Origin of the sequence: Pedobacter jeongneungensis, from assembly GCF_000633455.1 — a bacterium.
Classification (GTDB): Bacteria; Bacteroidota; Bacteroidia; order Sphingobacteriales; family Sphingobacteriaceae; genus Pedobacter; species Pedobacter jeongneungensis_A.
In genome coordinates this window covers 31,873-51,240 of the sequence record NZ_AYMG01000020.1, presented here as the reverse complement: position 1 = coordinate 51,240, position 19,368 = coordinate 31,873, and the positions used below count along the sequence as shown (strand labels likewise).

Sequence of the window (19,368 nt, the reverse complement as noted above, 5' to 3'; positions counted from 1 at the left end):
TTTGGTTGGTGGGTGGGATTTGGATAAAGTTGGGCAAAATTATGTGTGCTGCAAAAGCGTCGGTTTCTGTGTAGACTTGCAGTTCTTTTAACTTTACGAGGGATCGGCATTTTCCTCGGTTTTTCTGTCAACTAATTCTCATTTTACAATTCTTCCCCGATTGGCTGATGTTTCTAACTAAGGATTTACAACCAACAACCCATTGTATACTTCCCTAAAAATATCAGCGTAGAAGTTATCTATTTCCTGTAAAAAATCTGCCAGGTTATCATTAATAAACCGTCCCCAAAGTGTGTATTCTTCTGTTGGCAATTTCCTTATCAATAATTTGTTTGCGATGTTCCGAAAACAGTATCTAAGGGCCTGCTCATTCAATTCCAGCATCCGATGCCCGGCGATACATAGATTGATTTCATTTTTTAAATCATTCCAAACTTTCTGGCGACAGACAACAAGCTCATCTCTGTTCAGCCGGTAAGTATCCTTGCTGATTTCTCCCCGATCCGCGTCATTCCCGAACCCCTCAATGTTACCAAGAAGGTCAAAGGTGAGATACAGTTCTGGATGGTCAATTTCTGGATTAAGCAGGATAGCCTGTTCCTGCTGCAATGGGCCAACATCTGCATAACAATTTACTCTGACCAGCACATTATTATTATTGTGTTGTTCGACCGGACTGTGGGCTGGGGCTCTGTTGCCCCGTATTGGAAATTTGCTGCCTTTTGCATCTTTTCCGTTGCACTTGGGGCATGCCAACAATAGGTTCGTCCATTCAAGGCCTAACCAATAATATCCTGGCAATTCGATATGATCATTTTCTCCAGCCTCCACTTTTGCTTTAGGCCGATAATGCTCCACCTGTAAAGTTACCGCGTGCTCGATCTGTGATTCGCAATAATTACATTTAGGCCTGTCACCTGGCTCTAACTCTACTTTGTGTATAGAATAAGCGCGCAATAAACCTACAACCTCATTATGCGGATAATAGCTGGCATTGTAAACCTCTCCATCTAAAGCTTCTATTGCTCTGCAAATCTGTCGCAGCGCACCGGGTACCGATAACCTTGCCGGTGGCAGATCCCTGTCTTTGATTGGCAAATGGATCATCTATTCGGATTTATATTATGTTCCCTCAGTTTCCTTTCAAGTATCCTGTAAAAGACTGCATCATCGTAATCATCTTCTGTCATTAGTCGCTCCGCCCTATCATGATTTTCATTTATCAATTCACCAAAGTTGAAAATTGGTGAGGTCAGAATTGAATTAGGAAGCAGATTAGCGATATCTATTTCCAATTTCGTCGCGTTAATATTATTTTCTTCGTCTTTATAAACATTAATAAATGTCGAATTTGGTGGTGCACCCAGCATTGGTATTGGACTATGAGTTGTCACGATGAACTGTATATTGGGGAAAGTTTCGGCTAATTGTACAATAATCTCTTTTTGCATCTTTGGATGTAAATGAAGATCAATTTCGTCAATCAGTACAGTTCCAACAAAGTCCGAAATATCTGATACCTCTTGCTGTTCAGTAAAACGAAGCAATAAGTCAAGTATTAGGGCTGCAAAATTTCTGGTGCCAGATGGCAGCTGATCGAAACCAACAGGCTCTTGTGTATTTTTAGGGTTGATTCCTCGCTGGTGATATTGAATACTACGCCCGGATTCAGAGTCAACGATATTTACCTTATCTATATTGGGCAGTATTATCTCAAGATTCCTTTCAATATTCTCAAGAAAATCATTCAGGGTCATTTCGTGATACTTAGGTCTTACCTTAAACACAAAATCGTCGCTCAAATCCCTGAGTATACCAATCGGATTGAAAAGGCCGAATGTTGCTCTTTGACTAATGCGGTCTTTGTCGAAACCCATCAGACTTCCGTTTAAACTTCCTTGGCTCAATAATCTTACAGGACCATATGCAGCAAATCCCTTTGTTAGTTTGGCCTTGTCGTGAAAGTCGTCTACCCCTTTGACGGTTTTACGTACTATACCGGTTGCTGTTTCAAGGCCGAGCTGTACATTAAAGTCCCTATAATTTTCGGCTGCTTCATTTCCGTCATCATTATTACTGACTATAGCAGCAGCCAACGCCCGTAAAATTGACGTTTTACCTGACCCATTTTCACCCGTGAGGAATACCCATCTACATCCTTGTGGAATATCTTTCATTTTTAGATTTGCAATCCTACCAAATTTTCTGATATTGAAACTTCTCACGTACCCTGTTTTTCGCTCCTTTTCTTCATGTATTTTTTGATACTTGCCAATGATCCTAAGTTGCTTCTCGAAACTGCCTGGCCAAATGAAGTCGATCCCGCGTTTGGAAAGCATTTCATCAGGCATTGAGAGTACCTTTTGCTGCACGAACTCATCAATAATGCTTTTGTCACCATCAATAAAGGATTTTAGAGAATTCATATAATCTTCTCCAAAGCTTTTATAGACTTTTTGATTAATTTGATCGGAAGAAAGCTGGGTAAATCCTAATTTTTCGAAAAAGTCTGAGGTAAAAAACGGCTTATCTGAAGATTTCGAATTTATTTCAAGATAGGATGTCCCATCTAATCGAATTATAAAGGATGTCCTTGGCGATTTTGTGGCATCATCCCTACCCATCCAAAATGAAACACAAACGTAGTTATCCCCTCCAAGTAGCCAATAGCCTTTTTCTAGCCTTGCATTCCGGTTCAGTTGGCGTGTCAAAAAGAAGAAATCTTTTCTTGTCCGGTGTTCTTCCATTAAAAAGTCAAAGACATTTTGATGGATTTCTGAAATTAACATATTGGTAGTCAAATAATGGTCAACACAAAAAAATAAAAATAAGTAAAAAAAACAGACATTCAATTCTAGTAATTACTACTTACCTAATATTTTCCATCTTGTTGCCTCCGGGTATCATTTCAGAGCTGGAAAATCTTAATGAATTCTGTGAAGAAAATAAGGTTTATTATTTCAGGGTTGTAGAGCATTAGCCTTACCGTATAAAGCCAACATATATAAGTATAACAGCGCTGCAATACCTACTAGGATACGCATTGTTTTCAAAAAGTTGATGCGAATAGATTTTCTTTCCAGACTTATAGAGAACCCTATAATCCCAACCAAAATAATAGTTAAAAGCCCTGCCAGCACAGCCCATAATAAGCTAATAATGCTAACTTGTGCTTATCTGTTACCGCTTTTTCCGCGCGACTACCGATGCGAACGATTTTAGTTTACTCTCCTCGAGTGCTCTGAAATTTACCCATACGTTAGCCTCCTGTCGATTTCTATATATCTTTCCACCGTGGAAGAGATCTTCGATGCTGGCTTTGCGCACCAGAAAATCTCTAATATCATTACCCTGCAGCCATACTTGATAAGCGTCGCCCCATTCCTGCGGCACCTCTTCAATCAGGAAAGACCTGTCTCGGGGGTAATTCAATAGACGGCCAAAAAAACCAATCTGAAATTTTGTAATTGTTGAAAAACGAGTTTGCAAAAGGCCTAGCGCCAACTTTTAATCCGCCACCAACTGATTTTTTTCAAGTTTTTTTAAAAGCCGAAATGGAGAGAATTTGCGAAGAAATAAATTACGTAAGCGAGTGCCTTAATCTTGGAATTTATTTAGATAGTGACTATCATAAAGAATATGTCAGGAACAAGCTTAAAGAAAATAGTATATACGAAAATTTAAAAAATAACAATAAGTCTTCGGAAATTAATTCTATTATTAGTGAGTTATTTAATCTTTGAGGCACTAATTCGGGGCTCTAAAACGTAGCTAAAAATAAATTCCGGACCACACAAATTTTATAATATCGTGGCTAAGTTGGAATAAGGCCCCAACGTGAAAAAAGTTCAAGGAAAAAGAACAACCCAAAAAGAATAATACCATTCCTTACTAAAATATAGGCTGCGTATGTACTATTAGCAATCTTACTAAGGATAAGATCGTTAAGAACTTTGAAGCGAATCAACTTTTCAAAGTCGGCATCTTGCTCATTTTGCTCATAGTGGATGTGGTACCTCGTTATCGTGATACCTGTTTCATAAGTGTAAAAAGCCCTTAAGTTCAACCCTTGTATTGCCCTGATTGTTGCTGCTACGAAATTAATCACACTTAGAATCAGTATAATGCCAGTATAACTAAAACCACTTTTAAGTCCCTGAAATCCGAGACTAAAGGTAATTGCAGTAATAGAAATTGAGATTGTGCCCAATATGCTCTTCGCTTTATCTTCTAAGTTTTTTTTTCTTTCTGTCTGTTTAGCGAAATCAAGTTTAAGCCTTTCAAAAGCCTTATCATCTGAAGGTTTTAAAAGTCCTAATATCTTTTTCTTCGAATTGACCACAATTAAGCGGTCTAACTTTCGATTGGCATGATCAGCATACCATCCAGGAACACATTGTTGCTTAAGGAATTCGCTAATCATTTTGGATAAGTGCTTTGGTAATTACTAAATCTATCTCTTGAGCGGTATTTTCCTGAATGAAAGACCACTCTCCAGTTGGATTGATCTCAATGAAATAATAATTGTCGTCAAAGAAAACCAGGTCCATCGCGCAATATGGAAGGTTGAAAAAACGCACATATTCCCTGCAACGAGTTAAGGTATCAATAGGGAGATCAATCACTTTGTACGTCAATGGTAAGCCGTGTTTGCGCCAATCACCACCAATTCTTTCCTCCGCAGTTATCGACACAGCGAGTAGCCAATCTCCAACTATTGTTACCCGGATATCCGTTTTAGGAACTAGGGCTTGTTGTATGAAAAAAGGAGAACTAAAATGCTCACGCGGCAGCTCATTTAAGTCGTATATTTGTGTATAGACAAACTTCTCGTAGGATGAATTTCCAACAATGGCTGTATCAATGGATTTTACAGCCACAGTATTTGCGCCATATTCCGCAAGAGTTGAATTTGTAATTTTTGATATAGGGACAGCGAAACCCAATTTATTGGCAATGCGCAACTGGTACGCTTTGTTCTCTGCCCTATAGGTATCTACGGGATGATTAAACCATCGGGCTAGATCGAAGATGATCAAACCGCGCATGAAAGCCGCCCATTGCGTGCGAAAAAGCTGCTGCTCTTCATTAAGTCCTTCCTGATATATGTCCCGAAGGAAAGTTGGTGCCCTGTAGTAAATTGCTAATACTGCAGAATTTTCCACCCTATAATTTAGGCCCTCAATACTGACATTCATGATAGAAGATATTGGATCAAGTTCGATGTGGTACTTGTCAAATTCATCACGATTAAGCCTTAGAAACGGGATGTTTTTTTTATAAAGGAGAATGGCAATTCTGTCAGTGGCAAAATCTAAAGTAGTGGATATAATCAGTACGAGCGGATTGATCATTGGCCCTTTTGGTCTTCCCCAGTCTCAATATCGTTCTTCTTCGTTCCACCACCAGGATACCCCGGCCTTTCGACGAGGTGGGTACCATCGACTGTTGAGTACCATGCTCCTAATGAACGGCTGAAAACAAAGCCTTCCGGAACGCTAATATCGTGGTCCCTAGTATAGGGTACTGCGCGATCCAATAATATATGTGCCATATCTTTTTTTGTGTAAAATACAACTTTTGTCAATTTATTACAAACAATAAGTTGGTATTCCAGACCTATAATCTATTACTAATTTTATAATTCTTTTCTGGTCAGTCCGGATCATACCTTTCCTTGCAACGATCTCGGAATACTACATGCCATATCAAATAATAGGTGGAGGTGTACACTAACGTTTTCAATGACCTTTTCATATATCGACAAAATTTAAATATCGGTCGCGTATATTAAGCTAGGAATTCGTAACTTTGAATTGATAAGGATTGTAGTGACTTGAATCAATAATTTAAGTATTGCAGGCTTTTTAGTAACAAGTAATTTGATATCCTGACCATATGAGGCTCTAGTGCGTCATCCGTGCTTCCAACGTTTTGAACACAAAGATATCTTTGTAAATCAACCACTTAAGGACACAGTTCGATTCCCGCCCCGAGTACATCAAAAAAATCGATAAAAAAAGCCATCAGAAATGATGGCTTTTTTATTGCATTACGAATTTTAACAGATGCACCTGGAGTTGTACTTCCAGATAGAAATTAGAATCAATCTCCCCTTTATCCTTTAATATTTCCCAAATTTATAAGTTAAGCCTACACCCAAAGTTTCTTTAAGCTGCAGCTTACCAATTTGATTATTATCATAAAATAAATCTGCGGTAATTTGTGTAGAAATATAGCGGTTTACTTTCATATCAAGAATGGCAGAATAGGCCACCACTAAATTCTGCGGATCTTTCAGGTAATTACTAAAAACACCTAAACGGTTATCTAAAAGGATATTTTCCATCAGTTTAGCTTTGTATCTTCCACCTACATAAGCACCAAATTGATAAACAAAATGTTTGCCCGGCTCAACACCAAAAGCTTCTGTTGGCACACCATCTCTGTTTGGATCGAAAACGGCATCATCCTTCACAAAAGTTAAACGTGAAGTAAGCGGATGGATACTGATCTGGAAATTATCATTTGGTATATAATCAACGCCAAAACCAAATGTTAAATAACCAGGCGATAAAAAGTTAGACAGATACCCCTGTTCCGGCTTGCTGTAATCATAACCTTTGCTGAACTGGGTTTTTATATTGAGTGCAGCAGCAGCAAACCAATTGCTTTGATTAATCTGGTAACCATATTTTGAAGTTAAATCGATAACATCTTCTACTTTTGTGGTTTGGCTTTTCTGCTCAGAGCGTAAGCCATAACCTGCTAAAAGACGGTTTTCCCAAAGGTTTTTCCCTCGTTTCAGGTTAAATTCATAATCAGCTCTGGCTGTTAGTGCAACCGAGTTGATCCCTCCAGCTACCCAGTTAGAAAATGCGGCCTGATTTAACAATAAGGTATTTGTTCCACGTACTGTCCAACCCTCCTGTTTTTTAGCAGAATCGAGTTTGTTCAACATTTTACCGCTCTCGGTATCAACTTTTCCGTCTTTTACGGTTTGGCCAAAGCTATAAATGCTTATTAATGATGATAGTGTTAATAGTAAATGTTTTTTCATAAATCAGGTAGTTTTCAGGTTTAGCGTTTACAATATTTGAATTTCATTTTTTGATTAGAGAGGAATCTTGTTCCTCAACAAAAAGAATAATTCAAGATCGATATGCACAGTCAATTTTAAAAGGCATAATCGATGGATGACCTTTTTGTTGCTGTGAAAAGCTACTTTGATTCTTTAACAAGGTAATTTAGGGAAATACCGTTTTAATTTTCTGGACATAAAAATCCTAAAAAAAGCCATCAGAAATGATGACCTTTTTTAGGACCAGCTGAGGGATTTAGTTTTGCAAATTTATAACTGAGCTTTATCCTTATCAAACAGACTGATAAACCCCTGTAATGCTGGCGAAGGCGGCACATCTTTCCGGTACACAAATAAGGTGGTCATTAATCCAAGTTCGCGTGGGAGGGCAAAAGTTTTGATTTTTTTGCTGCTATAAAAAGTAGTGATGATTTCTTTGGGCAGGAAACTAAAACCAATGCCCGATTCAATAAAATTAACCACCCCTTCGATAGAGTTCATCACCGTTTTATGATACTGATCGACCCCCTTACTCACCAGCCACGAATCGAGCCTTGCCCTAAATACACAGCCCTGATCAAACACGATGGTTCTGATTGGTTTCTTTTCGAGTAGTTCCTCTAAACTTTTGCAATTGCCCGGTGCAACCACAACAATCTCCTCTTCTTTAATCCTGATCTGTTCCAGTTCTGGATGATCAATCGGCGAGGGTACAAAGGCTGCATCTAACCTATAATTTAGCACATCACTCAACAAACTCGGACGCATGGCGGATCTAAATTCAAGGTCGACATGGGGGAATTTAACGGCAAGTTCATTAACCATTTTTGGCCCTTCAAGTGTCATCATTGTTTCCAGAAAGCCTATTTTAACCTGTCCTTTAACGCGGTCATTTTTACCAATTGTTCTCTTAGCTTCATCTATAATATGATTAAGCTGCTTGCTATAACGCATTAAGGTCTCCCCTGCTGCCGTTAGCGCTACTTTTCTGGATGTTCTTGTAAAAAGCGGTGTACCGAATTCTTCTTCAAGGTTTTTAATCCTGGCAGTAACGTTCGATTGTACAGTAAACATGGCTTCGGCTGCTTTGGTAAAACTGCCATAATGGGCAACTGCCTCGAACAAATTCAGATCATTGGTATTCATAAATCACAAATTACGATTTATAATATCATTATAAATCATTTTTAATGATTAAATATACTATATAGTTTTGGTAAAAATAAATGATAAATGAAAAACCTAAAATTAGCCGGCATTATTCTGGCTGTTTTGTTAACAAAATTAAACGTTATGGCACAATCAACTCCAGCAACACATCCAACTACATCATCAACTAATGTTCATTATCGCCATATAAGTGTTAATGGCCTGAGTATTTTTTATCGCGAAGCCGGTCCTGTAAATGCGCCGACCATTTTACTGCTTCACGGTTACCCAACTTCATCGCACATGTTCCGTAACCTCATCCCGATGCTGAGTGAAAAACACCATGTAATTGCACCTGATTTGCCAGGCTTTGGTTATACAGAGCTTCCTGAGCGTTCTAAATTCGATTATACTTTTGATAACCTGGCCAAAACCATGCAGGGTTTTATCGAAGGATTAAAACTGAACCGTTTCGCGGTATATGTTTTTGATTATGGAGCACCTACCGGATACCGCCTCGCTTTGGCTAATCCAGAAAAAATCACAGGAATTATTTCGCAAAATGGAAATGCTTATGAAGAAGGTCTAAGCGAAGGTTGGAACCCCATACAACGCTATTGGAAAAATGATACACCAGCCAACAGAGCAGCATTAAAGGAATTTTTAACCCATGATGCAACTAAATTCCAATATCTTACCGGAGTTACTGATCCATCTGTTATTGCTCCAGAATCGTATACTTTAGACCAATATTTTCTCGACCGCCCGGGTGTGGCAGAGATTCAGCTGGATTTTTTAAAGGACTATAAAAGCAATGTAGCACTATATCCCAAATTCCAGGAATATTTTAGAACATACAAACCAAAAATCTTAGCCGTTTGGGGCAATAAAGATCCTTTCTTTTTACCTGCAGGAGCAGAAGCTTATAAAAAAGACGTGCCTGATGCAATTGTTAAATTTTATAACACCGGGCATTTTGCATTAGAATCGCATGGATATGAAATAGGAAATGAGATCCTGAAATTTTTAGCGACTTTACCTAAATAATCCACCATGCCACAATTGTTTACTTAAAGCAGGCAATTGTGGCAATAAAAATTACTTTTATCTCTAATAAATAAAACCATGGAACAAAAACCTCCAATGCCACCATTTACCTATGAAACTGCTTTACAGAAAGTGCAAATGGCAGAAGATGCCTGGAACAGCCGTGATCCGGAGAAAGTATGTTTGGCTTACACGATTGATACAGAATGGCGCAACCGAAATGAGTTTATCAATGGCCGCGAAGAAGTTAAAGCCTTTTTAGCCACCAAATGGGCAAATGAACTGGATTACAAACTCAAAAAAGAGTTATGGACCTTTGCCGAAAACCGTATAGCAGTGAGGTTCGAATATGAATGGCGTAATGGCGCTGGCCAATGGCACCGCAGTTATGGCAACGAGCTGTGGGAATTTGACGAAAATGGCTTGATGCAGAAACGTTATGCCAGTATTAATGATCTGGAGATTACAGAAGAGGATCGTTATTTGTAATTTGCAATGGTTGGCAGGGAAATGAGAAACAAAATCTTTGAACGATAACCTGGTGGTTCAAAGATTTTGTAATTGTCTTCATTTCTATCCTAAATGTATTACAGCGTAAAGCGCTACTACAGAAATCGTCGTCCAAAGCAACAAACCCTGAAGCAGGGGTCTGAAACCTACCGCTAATAAGATTTTACGTGAAAGTCCGGCTCCTATTAAAAAGAGTGTAAGGGTGAGCCCTGCCTTAGCAATGGCAATTAAATAAGGGCTCCATATTGCAACTACAGGCAGATAAGTATTGGCAACAATGGCAATAACAAACAGGATGATGAAATAAGGAAAACTGATTTTCTTAGATGGGTTTTTAAATAAAAAGGTAGAAAGAAAGGCTACCGGGATAATCCATAATGCACGTGCCAGTTTTACGGTTGTGGTTACTTCGAGTGCTTTTTCTCCAAATTTACTTGCAGCCCCTACTACAGAGCTGGTATCGTGTATGGCAATGGCGCACCATAAACCAAACTGCGTTTGCGAAAGGTTTAAATAATGTCCTAAAAAGGGGAAAATAAAAAGCGCTAAAGCATTGAAAATGAACACGCAGCCCAAAGCAACTGAAACCTCTTTTTCTTCTGCCAAAATTACGGGTGAAATTGCTGCAATAGCACTTCCGCCACAAATTGCCGTACCGGATGAGATGAGGTAAGAAGTTTTCTTCCCGATCTTAAGCCATTTCCCGATAAAGTAACCTAAAATCAGGGTGCCTATAATTGAAAAAATGGTAAAAATGATACCCTCCCTACCTGCCTGAAGTGCTGAATGTACATTCATGCCAAAACCCAGCCCTACAACAGAAAACTGAAGCAATAAACTGGTGCCTTTGTGGTTAAGCGCGAGGTAAGGATGATCGGTAAACTGCGCAATGATAAACCCAAGCAGCAAAGCAATTGTAGGACTTATGAACGGTGATAGGCAAAGCGCTGCACAAATTATAAATATGATCTTTTTGGTTGAAGGCCCTACTTTTAGGATAAGTCCGTCATCTGAGGAAGCTGCATGGGTATGAATATTCATTTTGTTATTTTTTCGATATCCAAATATCCATCACAATAAACGCAAATTTTTATCACAACTATTAATCATCCATAACTAATAGTTATCGAAATTCATTTAATTAATCAATTTTCTGGTTTTTAGCAAACCGAATAAACAGTTCTGCAAGCGAAGAGGGTTGCCCGTGCTGGCGGATAAAATGAAAAGGCCTTTCGATATCCATTCCTCTAATGTCGATAATCCGGAGTTCATTATCCCTGAGTTCTTTTAATATGGCATATACCGAAACAAAAGCTAAACAATCGCTATGGCTTAAATAGGCTTTAATACTCTCTGTACCACCCAACTGCATTTCCATTTTCAGATCAGCAAGTTTGATGCCGTGCTTAGCCAGGGCAATACCGATTACCTCACGCGTACCAGAACCTGGCTCTCTTAACAGAAATGGATAATTGAGCAGTTCTTCCGGCTTTACAGTGTCTTTTTTGATTTTGTTGTTGTTTGAGGCGGCTACCAATACAATTTCATCACGCAGATAAGGCTCATAACTCATCTGCGAACTACGCGAAAAACCTTCTATGATGCCGATTTCGACCTCTTTAGCCAGCAAGGCTTGTTCAATGTCTTCTGTATTGCCGGTAAGCAACTGAATATTGACAGAAGCAAATTTTTTATGGAACAGGGCAAGTACCTTTGGCAAAATATACTGTGCAACGGTTGTGCTGGCGCCTATCCTCAATATGCCGCCATGCTCTTTGTTCAACAGGTTTATATCGTACTCCAGCTCGGCATAAACCGAAATTAATTGCTCTACGTAGGCTAGCAGCACTTTTCCCGCAGCAGTTAATTCTATTTTTTTATTTCCGCTACGCTCAAAAAGTGTTGTTTTATATTGTGCCTCCAATTCTTTAACATGTTTGGTTACTGCAGGTTGTGAAATAAATAGTTCAGCCGCCGCACGGGTAAAATTGAGGCGCTTGGCCACGGCATAAAAAACCTGCAATCTGAAATCAAGCATATAAATTATAAATATTTACAAGCATATGGATTCTGGTTTGTTAGTTCATTAGCCATTAGTTCATTAGTCATTAGTTCATTAGTCATTAGTAATTCGTTAATTGGCTTGATTGATTATTAGTTATTAGTTATTATCCATCGTTTATTGTTTATTGGTGATTATTCAAATACTTGTTTAAAAGCAATATCAACTCTAACCTGCCAACTCAGGATTCTGCACTAAAACCCAATTCTTCCAATAACTTTGCACAATACCACTCTTGCCTTGGCAAATGAAAAGGTCCTTTAAATAAGTTGCCTTTAGCGGTTTGTGCGACGGTTCCATCGCGGTGCAGGTAGCCGAACCATTCACCATGTTCTTTATCGTGAAATTTATCGTAAGCATAATCATGAACCATTTTATGCCAGCGGGCATATTTTTCATCGCCGGTTAACGTATAGGCCAGTAATGTCGCAATTATGGTTTCGTTCTGCGGCCACCATAATTTCATATCCTGCCAATATTCCTGCACCGGTTTATTGTACACATCTTTAAAATACAAAATCCCGCCATATTCTTTGTCCCAGCCACGTTCCCACATATAATCGAGCATTTTACAGCCGAGTTTAATCAGTTCGGGATCGTTATTGCGGTATTTTGCTTCGTGCAAGATAAACCAGGCACCTTCTATGGCATGGCCGGGATTTAAAGTTCTTCCGTCTATATGATCGATTATACTGCCATCTGGCGCTACCTGTTCCATCACACAGTGGATATCATCTTTCACAAAATCGTTTTTTATTTCTTCAATCCATTTCGAAATCCATTCATCGCAACGGGGATCGCCAATGGTTTCTCTCAGCTGCTGGGCAGTATTCATCATAATCATGGGCACTCCAATACCTTTTGCTGGCCTGGTACCAGTAAATTTTGCTGGTAATAAACCTGGTGTTGTGGCATATTCGATACACTTTCCAAACAGATACCTCGCTTTTTCCGCAGCGGTTTCATCACCACTTGCCTGTGCATAAGCAGCATTGGCAATCACCGCAAAGGTTTCAGAAAAATAATAGCGCCTTTTGCGAATCGGTTGCCCATCATGGGTTACATGAAAAAACATCTGTCCGTCAGTGTCAAAACAATGGTTATTTAAAAAGTCGATACCAGATTTGGCTCCATCTAACCATTCTTTTTTATGTTCAATTGTATTACAAAGGGTTGATAACAACCATGCAGCACGGCCCTGGATCCACACCGCTTTATCGTCGTCGATCAAACTTCCATCCCGGTCTCGCATGAGCAGGTAACCGCCATGTTCCTGATCAATTGATCTTGGAAACCAAAATGGAACCGTGTTATTTAATAACTGGTTTTTATAGAATACAGCAAGATTTTGCAGTTCTTCGGCAGTATAACTCATATTTTTTAATTTATAGAAATGGAAAAAGTTGAAGCCGGCAGTTTGGCCTCGTTCATTAAATTGGCACGTGTAAAGGGCTGCCAGGCATATAAAACTTGTATGATCTTTAACTTCGCAGGTACAGTTAAATGCACGGTATTGTTAAAAATAACTGCTTTAACAGGCCAATGATTGCCTTTCTCATCTTCTACTTCAAAACCTTTTACGGCTAAGCCGGAACCAGCCATCAGTTTTTTAGCATGAGCAAAGTGAATAATGATGGTATGCTCAATCCTTCTGGCTGCCACCGCTACGGGACCACTGGCTTGAATCTGCCTATGATAATTGTTTTTTATGGCTAATAAAGCCAGCCGTTCGCCTATTTCTTTTTTATGTGCAGGGTGAACATTTAGCGAATCGCCCAGATCGGAACTTACCGCCATGCCCGAATTTGGGATAATGGCCTGCAGTTTCCGTTGCGCATCTCTAAAACAGGGCCATGAAGGGCGATCAATAGAAGAAAGTTGAACATAATAAAAAGGAAAATTATCATTCCATTTTTTGCGCCAGCTTTTAACCAACAGCGGAAATTCATGATTAAATAACTCCACATTTTGCGCATTGCTCTCTCCCTGGTACCATATCACCCCTTTTATCGGAAATTCGGTTAAAGTTGAGATCCCCGCTTCATTATTGTAAGCAGGTTCGTAAGGGTGCCGCTGTTTTGGATTAATCGCATTTTTAAGGTTTACCGCTGCCCTGTCACGTGCCCAATCCTGGATAAAGTCGGATTTACGCCAGTTGGCTAACAGATCAATCAGGAGATCATCATGTTCTAATGTTGTTCGATCCATCCACGATTCTAATGTTGATCCTCCAACCGCCATTTGAATAAGTCCAACCGGAACCTGTTCGCTCAGAGCTAACTTTTCTCCAAAATAATAAGCCACTGCAGAGAAATCGCCCACTGTGTTTTCTTCAGGTTTGGCCCAGCTTCCGGAAAAATAATTAAGCGCATTTACTGCGTCCAGTGTTTTGATGTCCCAGGTAATGTTATCTGTTTCGGCAAGTGGATTAAACTTCAATAACCTGATGGGAAGATTTTTATTTAAATGGCTTAAGGTAGCCTCGGCAGTTGCCGATGATTTTAATGGGAAAGCCATGTTCGATTGACCGGAACATAACCATACGTCGCCAATCATCACATCATTTAATAAAATACGTTGTTTACCTGCCTTAACTTTAAGGGTATAAGGCCCGCCAAATTTCATTGGTTTAAAAAATACTTTCCACTTCCCGTTAACATTTGCCGTGGTTCGTAGTGTAAGGTGGTTAAACTCAACTTCAACCTGATCTCCGGCATTCGCTCTTCCATAAACCGGGATTTGTTTATCGCGCTGCAAAACCATGTGATCGGTGAACAATGGGTGTAATTTGAAGCCGCCAAAATTCCCTGTTAAATGTGCATATACGGTTTTAGCAATTATAGCTGCTCCGGTAGTATCCGGGTGCAAGTAATCAGCAAATAAGTCAGGACGGTTATTCAATGCTGTATTGAGGTCGATGAGTTCAAATCCATTTGCTTTTGCTACCTGTACAATTTTACCCTGAATCTGCCAGTACCAATCCCGTGTTCCGGATTTAAACCTCGGATGACCGCTAAAAACGGGGCTTAGTTTGCAGATATAAATTTTAAGCTTAGGGTTTCCCTGTTTTAAGCTGTCTATCAGCCATTGGTAATCCGATTGAAAATCGCCTTTATAATTTGGCCAGTTCCGCGGATCGGTATCATTTAAACCAAGGTGGATAATCGCAATATCGGGGCGAAAATTTAATACCTCACTAAATTCTTTTGTTTTATAGTATGGATTATGGCCCTTTTTCAGCAATGTAGCCCCGCTATGACCAAAATTACCCACCAAATATTGCTCACCCAAAAGCTGTTGCAATTGCGCGGGGTAAGCTTCTTTTCTCGGTTCTGGCAGCAAATAACCCGCTGTTACAGAATTTCCGATGCAGGCTATTTTTATTTTTTGTGCATAAGTATTTGCGCCGAACAGTAAGATCAGCCCGATTGATAGTCTTAAAAAAGCTTTCATTGAAGGTTATTTAACAATTTCGCTCACCGGAATGCGGACAAAATATAGATCTTTCAACCCTTCGTAAAAGAAACCTATGGTTTTCTCATCAATCTTTGTTATGGAAGAATAACCATAAAACTTTCTGTCATCGATAAGGAGTTCATTTTTCCTGTTCCAGCTTTCACCCAGATCCAAACTGGCTTTTATGGTTAAATTATAGCGGTTAAACTGTGTATTATTATTTCCGAAAAACACTACCTCTTTCTGTCTGCCCTTTACCAATACATTTGCTTTAATAAAACTTGCCATACAAACCGGATCTTGGAGGGCATTATAAGAGGTATGGTGCTCTGTCCAGGTTTTACCCAGATCTGTAGTGGTGGCTACACTTCTAAAACTGCCGCGGTTATCGCGCATGTTGAGCATTAAAGCACCTGGCGTGGTTTCAATAATCTGACTTTCTGTAGTATTTGGCTTTGGCCCGTCTTCTGTTTTCCAGGTTGCACCATGATCATTACTGTACAACAAAGTAGAATAAGGCATGGCATTTTCATCCCAGTATTGCGCTGCAAAAACCAGTTTACCATCTGCCATTGCGATACCGCTACCCGGCCCATTAAAAAACAGGTTCCATTCAGGATCTTTAACATTTTTGGTGATGCTTTTAGGTGCCGACCAGGTTAATCCGTCATCATCACTGCTCACCAACACCAACTGGCCGGTAACATCTTCTGATAAACCGGGTTTTGATCCTGCAATAGATCTGTTTCCTTTACTCCATAGTGCTGCCACCCAAATCTTTTTAGTAACGGGATCGAAAAGTATGGCCGGATCGCCAACCCCATTGTTTTCGTTCGGCTCGCCCATGTCCATAATCACTTTCAATGGCGCCCAGTTTTTGCCCCCATCAGTACTTCGGCTCATCCCTACATCAATATTTCCGGGCAGGTCTCCTGAATTTTTATAACGGATATCGTAAACGGCAATTAATGAGCCTTTATCTGTAGTGGTTATCCCGGGAATCCGAAAGGTATTGATACCGTTTTCACCAGCTTTTTTTACGGCGACACCTAATCTTTTTACGTAGCCCTGCCCCTCCTCTTTCACTAGGTATTTTTTTGCACCTGTGTCTTCAACCAGGCTAACATGAAATTCGATTTTCGAATCGATATCGGCATCCTCTCTAAGCTTAGCACTAAACCAAATGTAATGCATCCCTGGCTTAAGGTTAATGTTCACCTCAAAGCCAATATTTACAGTGGCAGGGTTTATGGTAGTTAACTTATTTTTAGCTGCAAAAAGCGGTTCCTGATCGGTAAAATACACATCGATTTTTTCTACAGATTTAAGCCCTGCGGGATTGAGCCTGGCAGCTATCTTATTAAATGAAATTTCTTTTTCACCAGCCGGGATATAAATCAATACCCGCAAAAGCGGATTCGTTTCCAATCCTTTTAAAACAGGAACCACAGGTGATGAGACTGTAATCGTGATTCCTTTTGGCGGTGAGGCTTTTAATGCAAATGAAGCGAATAGGAGCAGCAAAGCTAAGCCTGCTTTTATTTTAAATTTTCTCATAATTTTCTGTTGATTTAAGCATCTTCAAAATCGTTAAATTTCGGACGCAGGAAATAAAGCTGAATCATCAGGGCGATAAAAACAATGATGGATAACATGGCGAAATCTTTCCCCAGACTGCCTGAATCAGTTGATTTACCCAATAAATCGGTAATAAAAGCCCCTGCAAAAACACCGGTCATATTCATTATGCCATAAGCCGTAGCCCTGTATTTTGAAGGAACAAACTGACAAAGAATAGGCATATTATTGGCATCGAACATGCCATAGCCAAAACCGAAACAAAAGGCCGCTCCTATGATATTGAACAAAGAATGACCAAAACCGATCAGCAATAAAGACGGAATGGTTAAGCCCAGGCCAATGGCGCTGGTATAAATACGCCCTTTAATGTTTTTCTGCACCCACCTGTCGGATAAAATGCCTCCAAAAATTACTCCTAAAAATGAAGAGGCCGCAATGGTAATGGTCGAAATTGGTCCTGCCTGTGCCATATCGATTCCTAAATTATTGGCAAATAAAGTGGGAAGCCAATTTTTAGTTGCCCAACCGGGTAAACTAGGGATGGCAAAATAGATGAGGATTATCCAGAAAGAAATATTGCTAAACAAAAGCGCCAGTCCTTTAAAAAGCGAGGGTTTTGGTTGAACAGACTCTTTTTCCTGCAATAGCACCTTCTTTTTTTCTCTTAGAAAGAATACCAAAATCAATGCGTAAACAATCCCGACAAAACCAAAAGAATGGAAAGTAGCCTGCCATGAAAATTTTGAAGCAATGGTTGCACCAAAACCGCCCAGTGCCTGCCCTATGTAAAGGCCCGTCATGTGGATGCCAATGGCTACCGATCTGGTTTTCGAACTGTGGTAATCGGCTATTAGTGATAAACCTGCCGGGATATAAAGTGCCTCACTTACCCCCATTAATGCCCTTAACCAGTAAATCTGATTAAAAGTAGTAGCGTAGCCCATTAAAAAAGTAACCAGCGACCAAACCAGTAAACTGCCCACAATTAGCCATTTCCGGTTTAATTTATCGGCAATAATTCCAGATATGGGGCTCATTAAGCCATAAATCCATAGAAAAATAGCCATCAGATAGCCAAAATTGGTAGCCGATTGCAGTTCGGCAATATCCATCTGCATGGCAGGCTTCATGGTTGAAAGCATTTGACGGTCCATGTAATTTAACAAGGCTACAAACCAAAGCAGTGCAACTACCACCCATGCGTATCTTTTCTCTCTCATCTGTTAGACATTAATTTCCCCACCAAAATATTGGGCGTTCTTATTCCTGCTTTAATTTCTCCCCCCGCTATAATCACCTCATGATCTGAAACCACTGCATTGGTGGTAACTGTACCATAAGGCATCATGTTTTTTAAGGTCTGCCAGGTGTTGTTTGTAATATCATATTTTAAAACTGACCTGTTAAAACCGGGATGATTAGATTGCAGTTTAATTTTCTGTTGATTTAAGTTCTCTTTTTTAACGGGATCTTGCTCCTGTTCGATTGCTGCTATCAGTTTTTCTGCCTGATGAAAAGTTTGGCCATGATCGCCACTGAAGATTAAAAGATCTTTTCTGTTTGCAATACCGGCAGCCGCAGATAAAACACAAGGCAATGATTTTTTTACCGTCCAGCTTTGTTTATCTATATTAAAGGCATATACACTATTATAAATGGTGCTGGTATCACCCTGGTTTCGTTTTCGCCCTCCAATGAGGAAAATTTCATGAGTATCTTCAGGATGCAGCAAAACGGTATGGGAAACGGAATGAGGCAGATTGGTCATTTTTTTCCATCCCTCCTGCGGTTTTGATAAATTTAATGATAAAAACAGATCGGTTGCCCCATTTTCCACTTCACCCCCTGCCAGGTAGATTACATCTCCAATTACGGTTAAAGCAGCATTGCTTAAGGCATTTGGCAAATCAGGAAGAAAGTTAACATGTAATTGTTGAGCTTTCCAATTTAAGATCAATATCTTATTACTCAGTCCGTTTTCATTTTCGCCGCCAGCAACAACAATTCCATGCGAAGTGCTACAAACTGCAGCGTAAGCCAGATTAAAAGGTAATTTCAAGTTTTCCTTAGTAGTCATTAAACGTAGATTACCTGCAGTTTTAAGATATAGAAAAACATCATTGTAATATTTCTTTTTGCCTCCGTTCCAAGGCATGCCGTCAGGAAAATTTGTTCCGCCAGCAATAAGTACAACATTGTGATTAATACCCGAAATTGCACCTGCTAAACCAATAGCTGCTTTTTGTTTAGGCGCAGGTGGTATTTTGGCGGCAACACTCCAGGTTATATTTTCTACATGTTGCTGTGCCAATAATTCTGGTGATATGATAGATGTAAGCAAGAAAGTAAGGTATAAAATAAAGTTTTTCATTAATATTTAATTTGGGCACAAATAAAGATAACCATTACTTGTTGCTTTCAATTTCATCATGCTCCACCCTTTCAGGTAAACATAATTTAATCCCTGATCAAGAGGATACAC

At 39.5% G+C, this 19,368-nt stretch carries 16 protein-coding genes; 3 read left to right on the top strand and 13 right to left on the bottom strand.

The window, feature by feature from the left end:
- Positions 1-177: 177 nt before the first annotated feature.
- Together U859_RS31230 and U859_RS0118760 are read right to left on the bottom strand one after the other, a co-directional pair.
- Entirely contained in the window at positions 178-1,107 is a 930-nt protein-coding gene (locus U859_RS31230; RefSeq protein WP_025144864.1) for an HNH endonuclease, read from the bottom strand.
- Positions 1,104-2,789, bottom strand: a complete 1,686-nt coding sequence (locus U859_RS0118760) for an AAA family ATPase (RefSeq protein WP_025144863.1) — start codon at positions 2,787-2,789, stop codon at positions 1,104-1,106. Before U859_RS0118760 ends, U859_RS31230 begins: the two co-directional genes overlap by 4 nt.
- 681 nt (positions 2,790-3,470) lie before the next feature.
- Here U859_RS0118760 and U859_RS0118750 point away from each other — a divergent pair.
- Positions 3,471-3,743 (top strand): hypothetical protein, encoded by a 273-nt coding sequence (locus U859_RS0118750; RefSeq protein ID WP_025144861.1) that lies wholly within the window; start codon positions 3,471-3,473, stop codon positions 3,741-3,743.
- A 71-nt stretch (positions 3,744-3,814) separates the two neighbouring features.
- Here U859_RS0118750 and U859_RS0118745 read toward each other — a convergent pair whose 3' ends face one another.
- From U859_RS0118745 to U859_RS0118725, 4 genes are all read right to left on the bottom strand, one after another.
- Entirely contained in the window at positions 3,815-4,423 is a 609-nt protein-coding gene (locus U859_RS0118745; protein WP_025144860.1) for a hypothetical protein, read from the bottom strand.
- On the bottom strand, positions 4,416-5,354 hold the full coding sequence (locus tag U859_RS0118740) for a RimK family alpha-L-glutamate ligase (protein ID WP_025144859.1): 939 nt from the start codon (positions 5,352-5,354) through the stop codon (positions 4,416-4,418). The genes U859_RS0118745 and U859_RS0118740 overlap by 8 nt, the downstream gene beginning before the upstream one ends.
- Positions 5,355-6,124: 770 nt before the next feature.
- A complete protein-coding gene (locus U859_RS0118730; RefSeq protein ID WP_025144857.1) occupies positions 6,125-7,060 on the bottom strand; it encodes a DUF3078 domain-containing protein in 936 nt (311 codons plus the stop codon).
- A 291-nt stretch (positions 7,061-7,351) separates the two neighbouring features.
- Complete coding sequence (locus U859_RS0118725) at positions 7,352-8,227, bottom strand: LysR family transcriptional regulator (RefSeq protein WP_025144856.1); 876 nt, start codon at positions 8,225-8,227, stop codon at positions 7,352-7,354.
- A gap of 87 nt (positions 8,228-8,314) precedes the next feature.
- Between U859_RS0118725 and U859_RS0118720 the strand changes: the two genes are divergently transcribed.
- Both U859_RS0118720 and U859_RS0118715 read left to right on the top strand, forming a co-directional pair.
- Positions 8,315-9,277: an alpha/beta fold hydrolase gene (locus U859_RS0118720; protein ID WP_025144855.1), complete on the top strand. Its 963-nt coding sequence runs from the start codon at positions 8,315-8,317 to the stop codon at positions 9,275-9,277.
- 78 nt (positions 9,278-9,355) lie between these two features.
- A complete protein-coding gene (locus U859_RS0118715; RefSeq protein ID WP_025144854.1) occupies positions 9,356-9,766 on the top strand; it encodes a DUF1348 family protein in 411 nt (136 codons plus the stop codon).
- Positions 9,767-9,850: 84 nt separating this feature from the next.
- Here U859_RS0118715 and U859_RS0118710 read toward each other — a convergent pair whose 3' ends face one another.
- The 7 genes from U859_RS0118710 to U859_RS0118680 all read right to left on the bottom strand — a co-directional run bounded on the left by U859_RS0118710 (position 9,851) and on the right by U859_RS0118680 (position 19,257).
- Entirely contained in the window at positions 9,851-10,828 is a 978-nt protein-coding gene (locus tag U859_RS0118710; RefSeq protein WP_025144853.1) for a YeiH family protein, read from the bottom strand.
- A gap of 100 nt (positions 10,829-10,928) precedes the next feature.
- Positions 10,929-11,825, bottom strand: a complete 897-nt coding sequence (locus U859_RS0118705; RefSeq protein ID WP_025144852.1) for a LysR family transcriptional regulator — start codon at positions 11,823-11,825, stop codon at positions 10,929-10,931.
- Positions 11,826-12,030: 205 nt separating this feature from the next.
- Positions 12,031-13,224 (bottom strand): AGE family epimerase/isomerase, encoded by a 1,194-nt coding sequence (locus U859_RS0118700; RefSeq protein ID WP_025144851.1) that lies wholly within the window; start codon positions 13,222-13,224, stop codon positions 12,031-12,033.
- Positions 13,225-13,229: 5 nt separating this feature from the next.
- A complete protein-coding gene (locus tag U859_RS0118695) occupies positions 13,230-15,302 on the bottom strand; it encodes a GDSL-type esterase/lipase family protein (protein ID WP_025144850.1) in 2,073 nt (690 codons plus the stop codon).
- Positions 15,303-15,308: 6 nt separating this feature from the next.
- Positions 15,309-16,862, bottom strand: a complete 1,554-nt coding sequence (locus tag U859_RS0118690; protein WP_025144849.1) for a sialidase family protein — start codon at positions 16,860-16,862, stop codon at positions 15,309-15,311.
- A gap of 14 nt (positions 16,863-16,876) precedes the next feature.
- Entirely contained in the window at positions 16,877-18,106 is a 1,230-nt protein-coding gene (locus U859_RS0118685; RefSeq protein WP_025144848.1) for an MFS transporter, read from the bottom strand.
- Positions 18,103-19,257: a kelch repeat-containing protein gene (locus U859_RS0118680; RefSeq protein ID WP_025144847.1), complete on the bottom strand. Its 1,155-nt coding sequence runs from the start codon at positions 19,255-19,257 to the stop codon at positions 18,103-18,105. The genes U859_RS0118685 and U859_RS0118680 overlap by 4 nt, the downstream gene beginning before the upstream one ends.
- Positions 19,258-19,368: the final 111 nt, after the last annotated feature.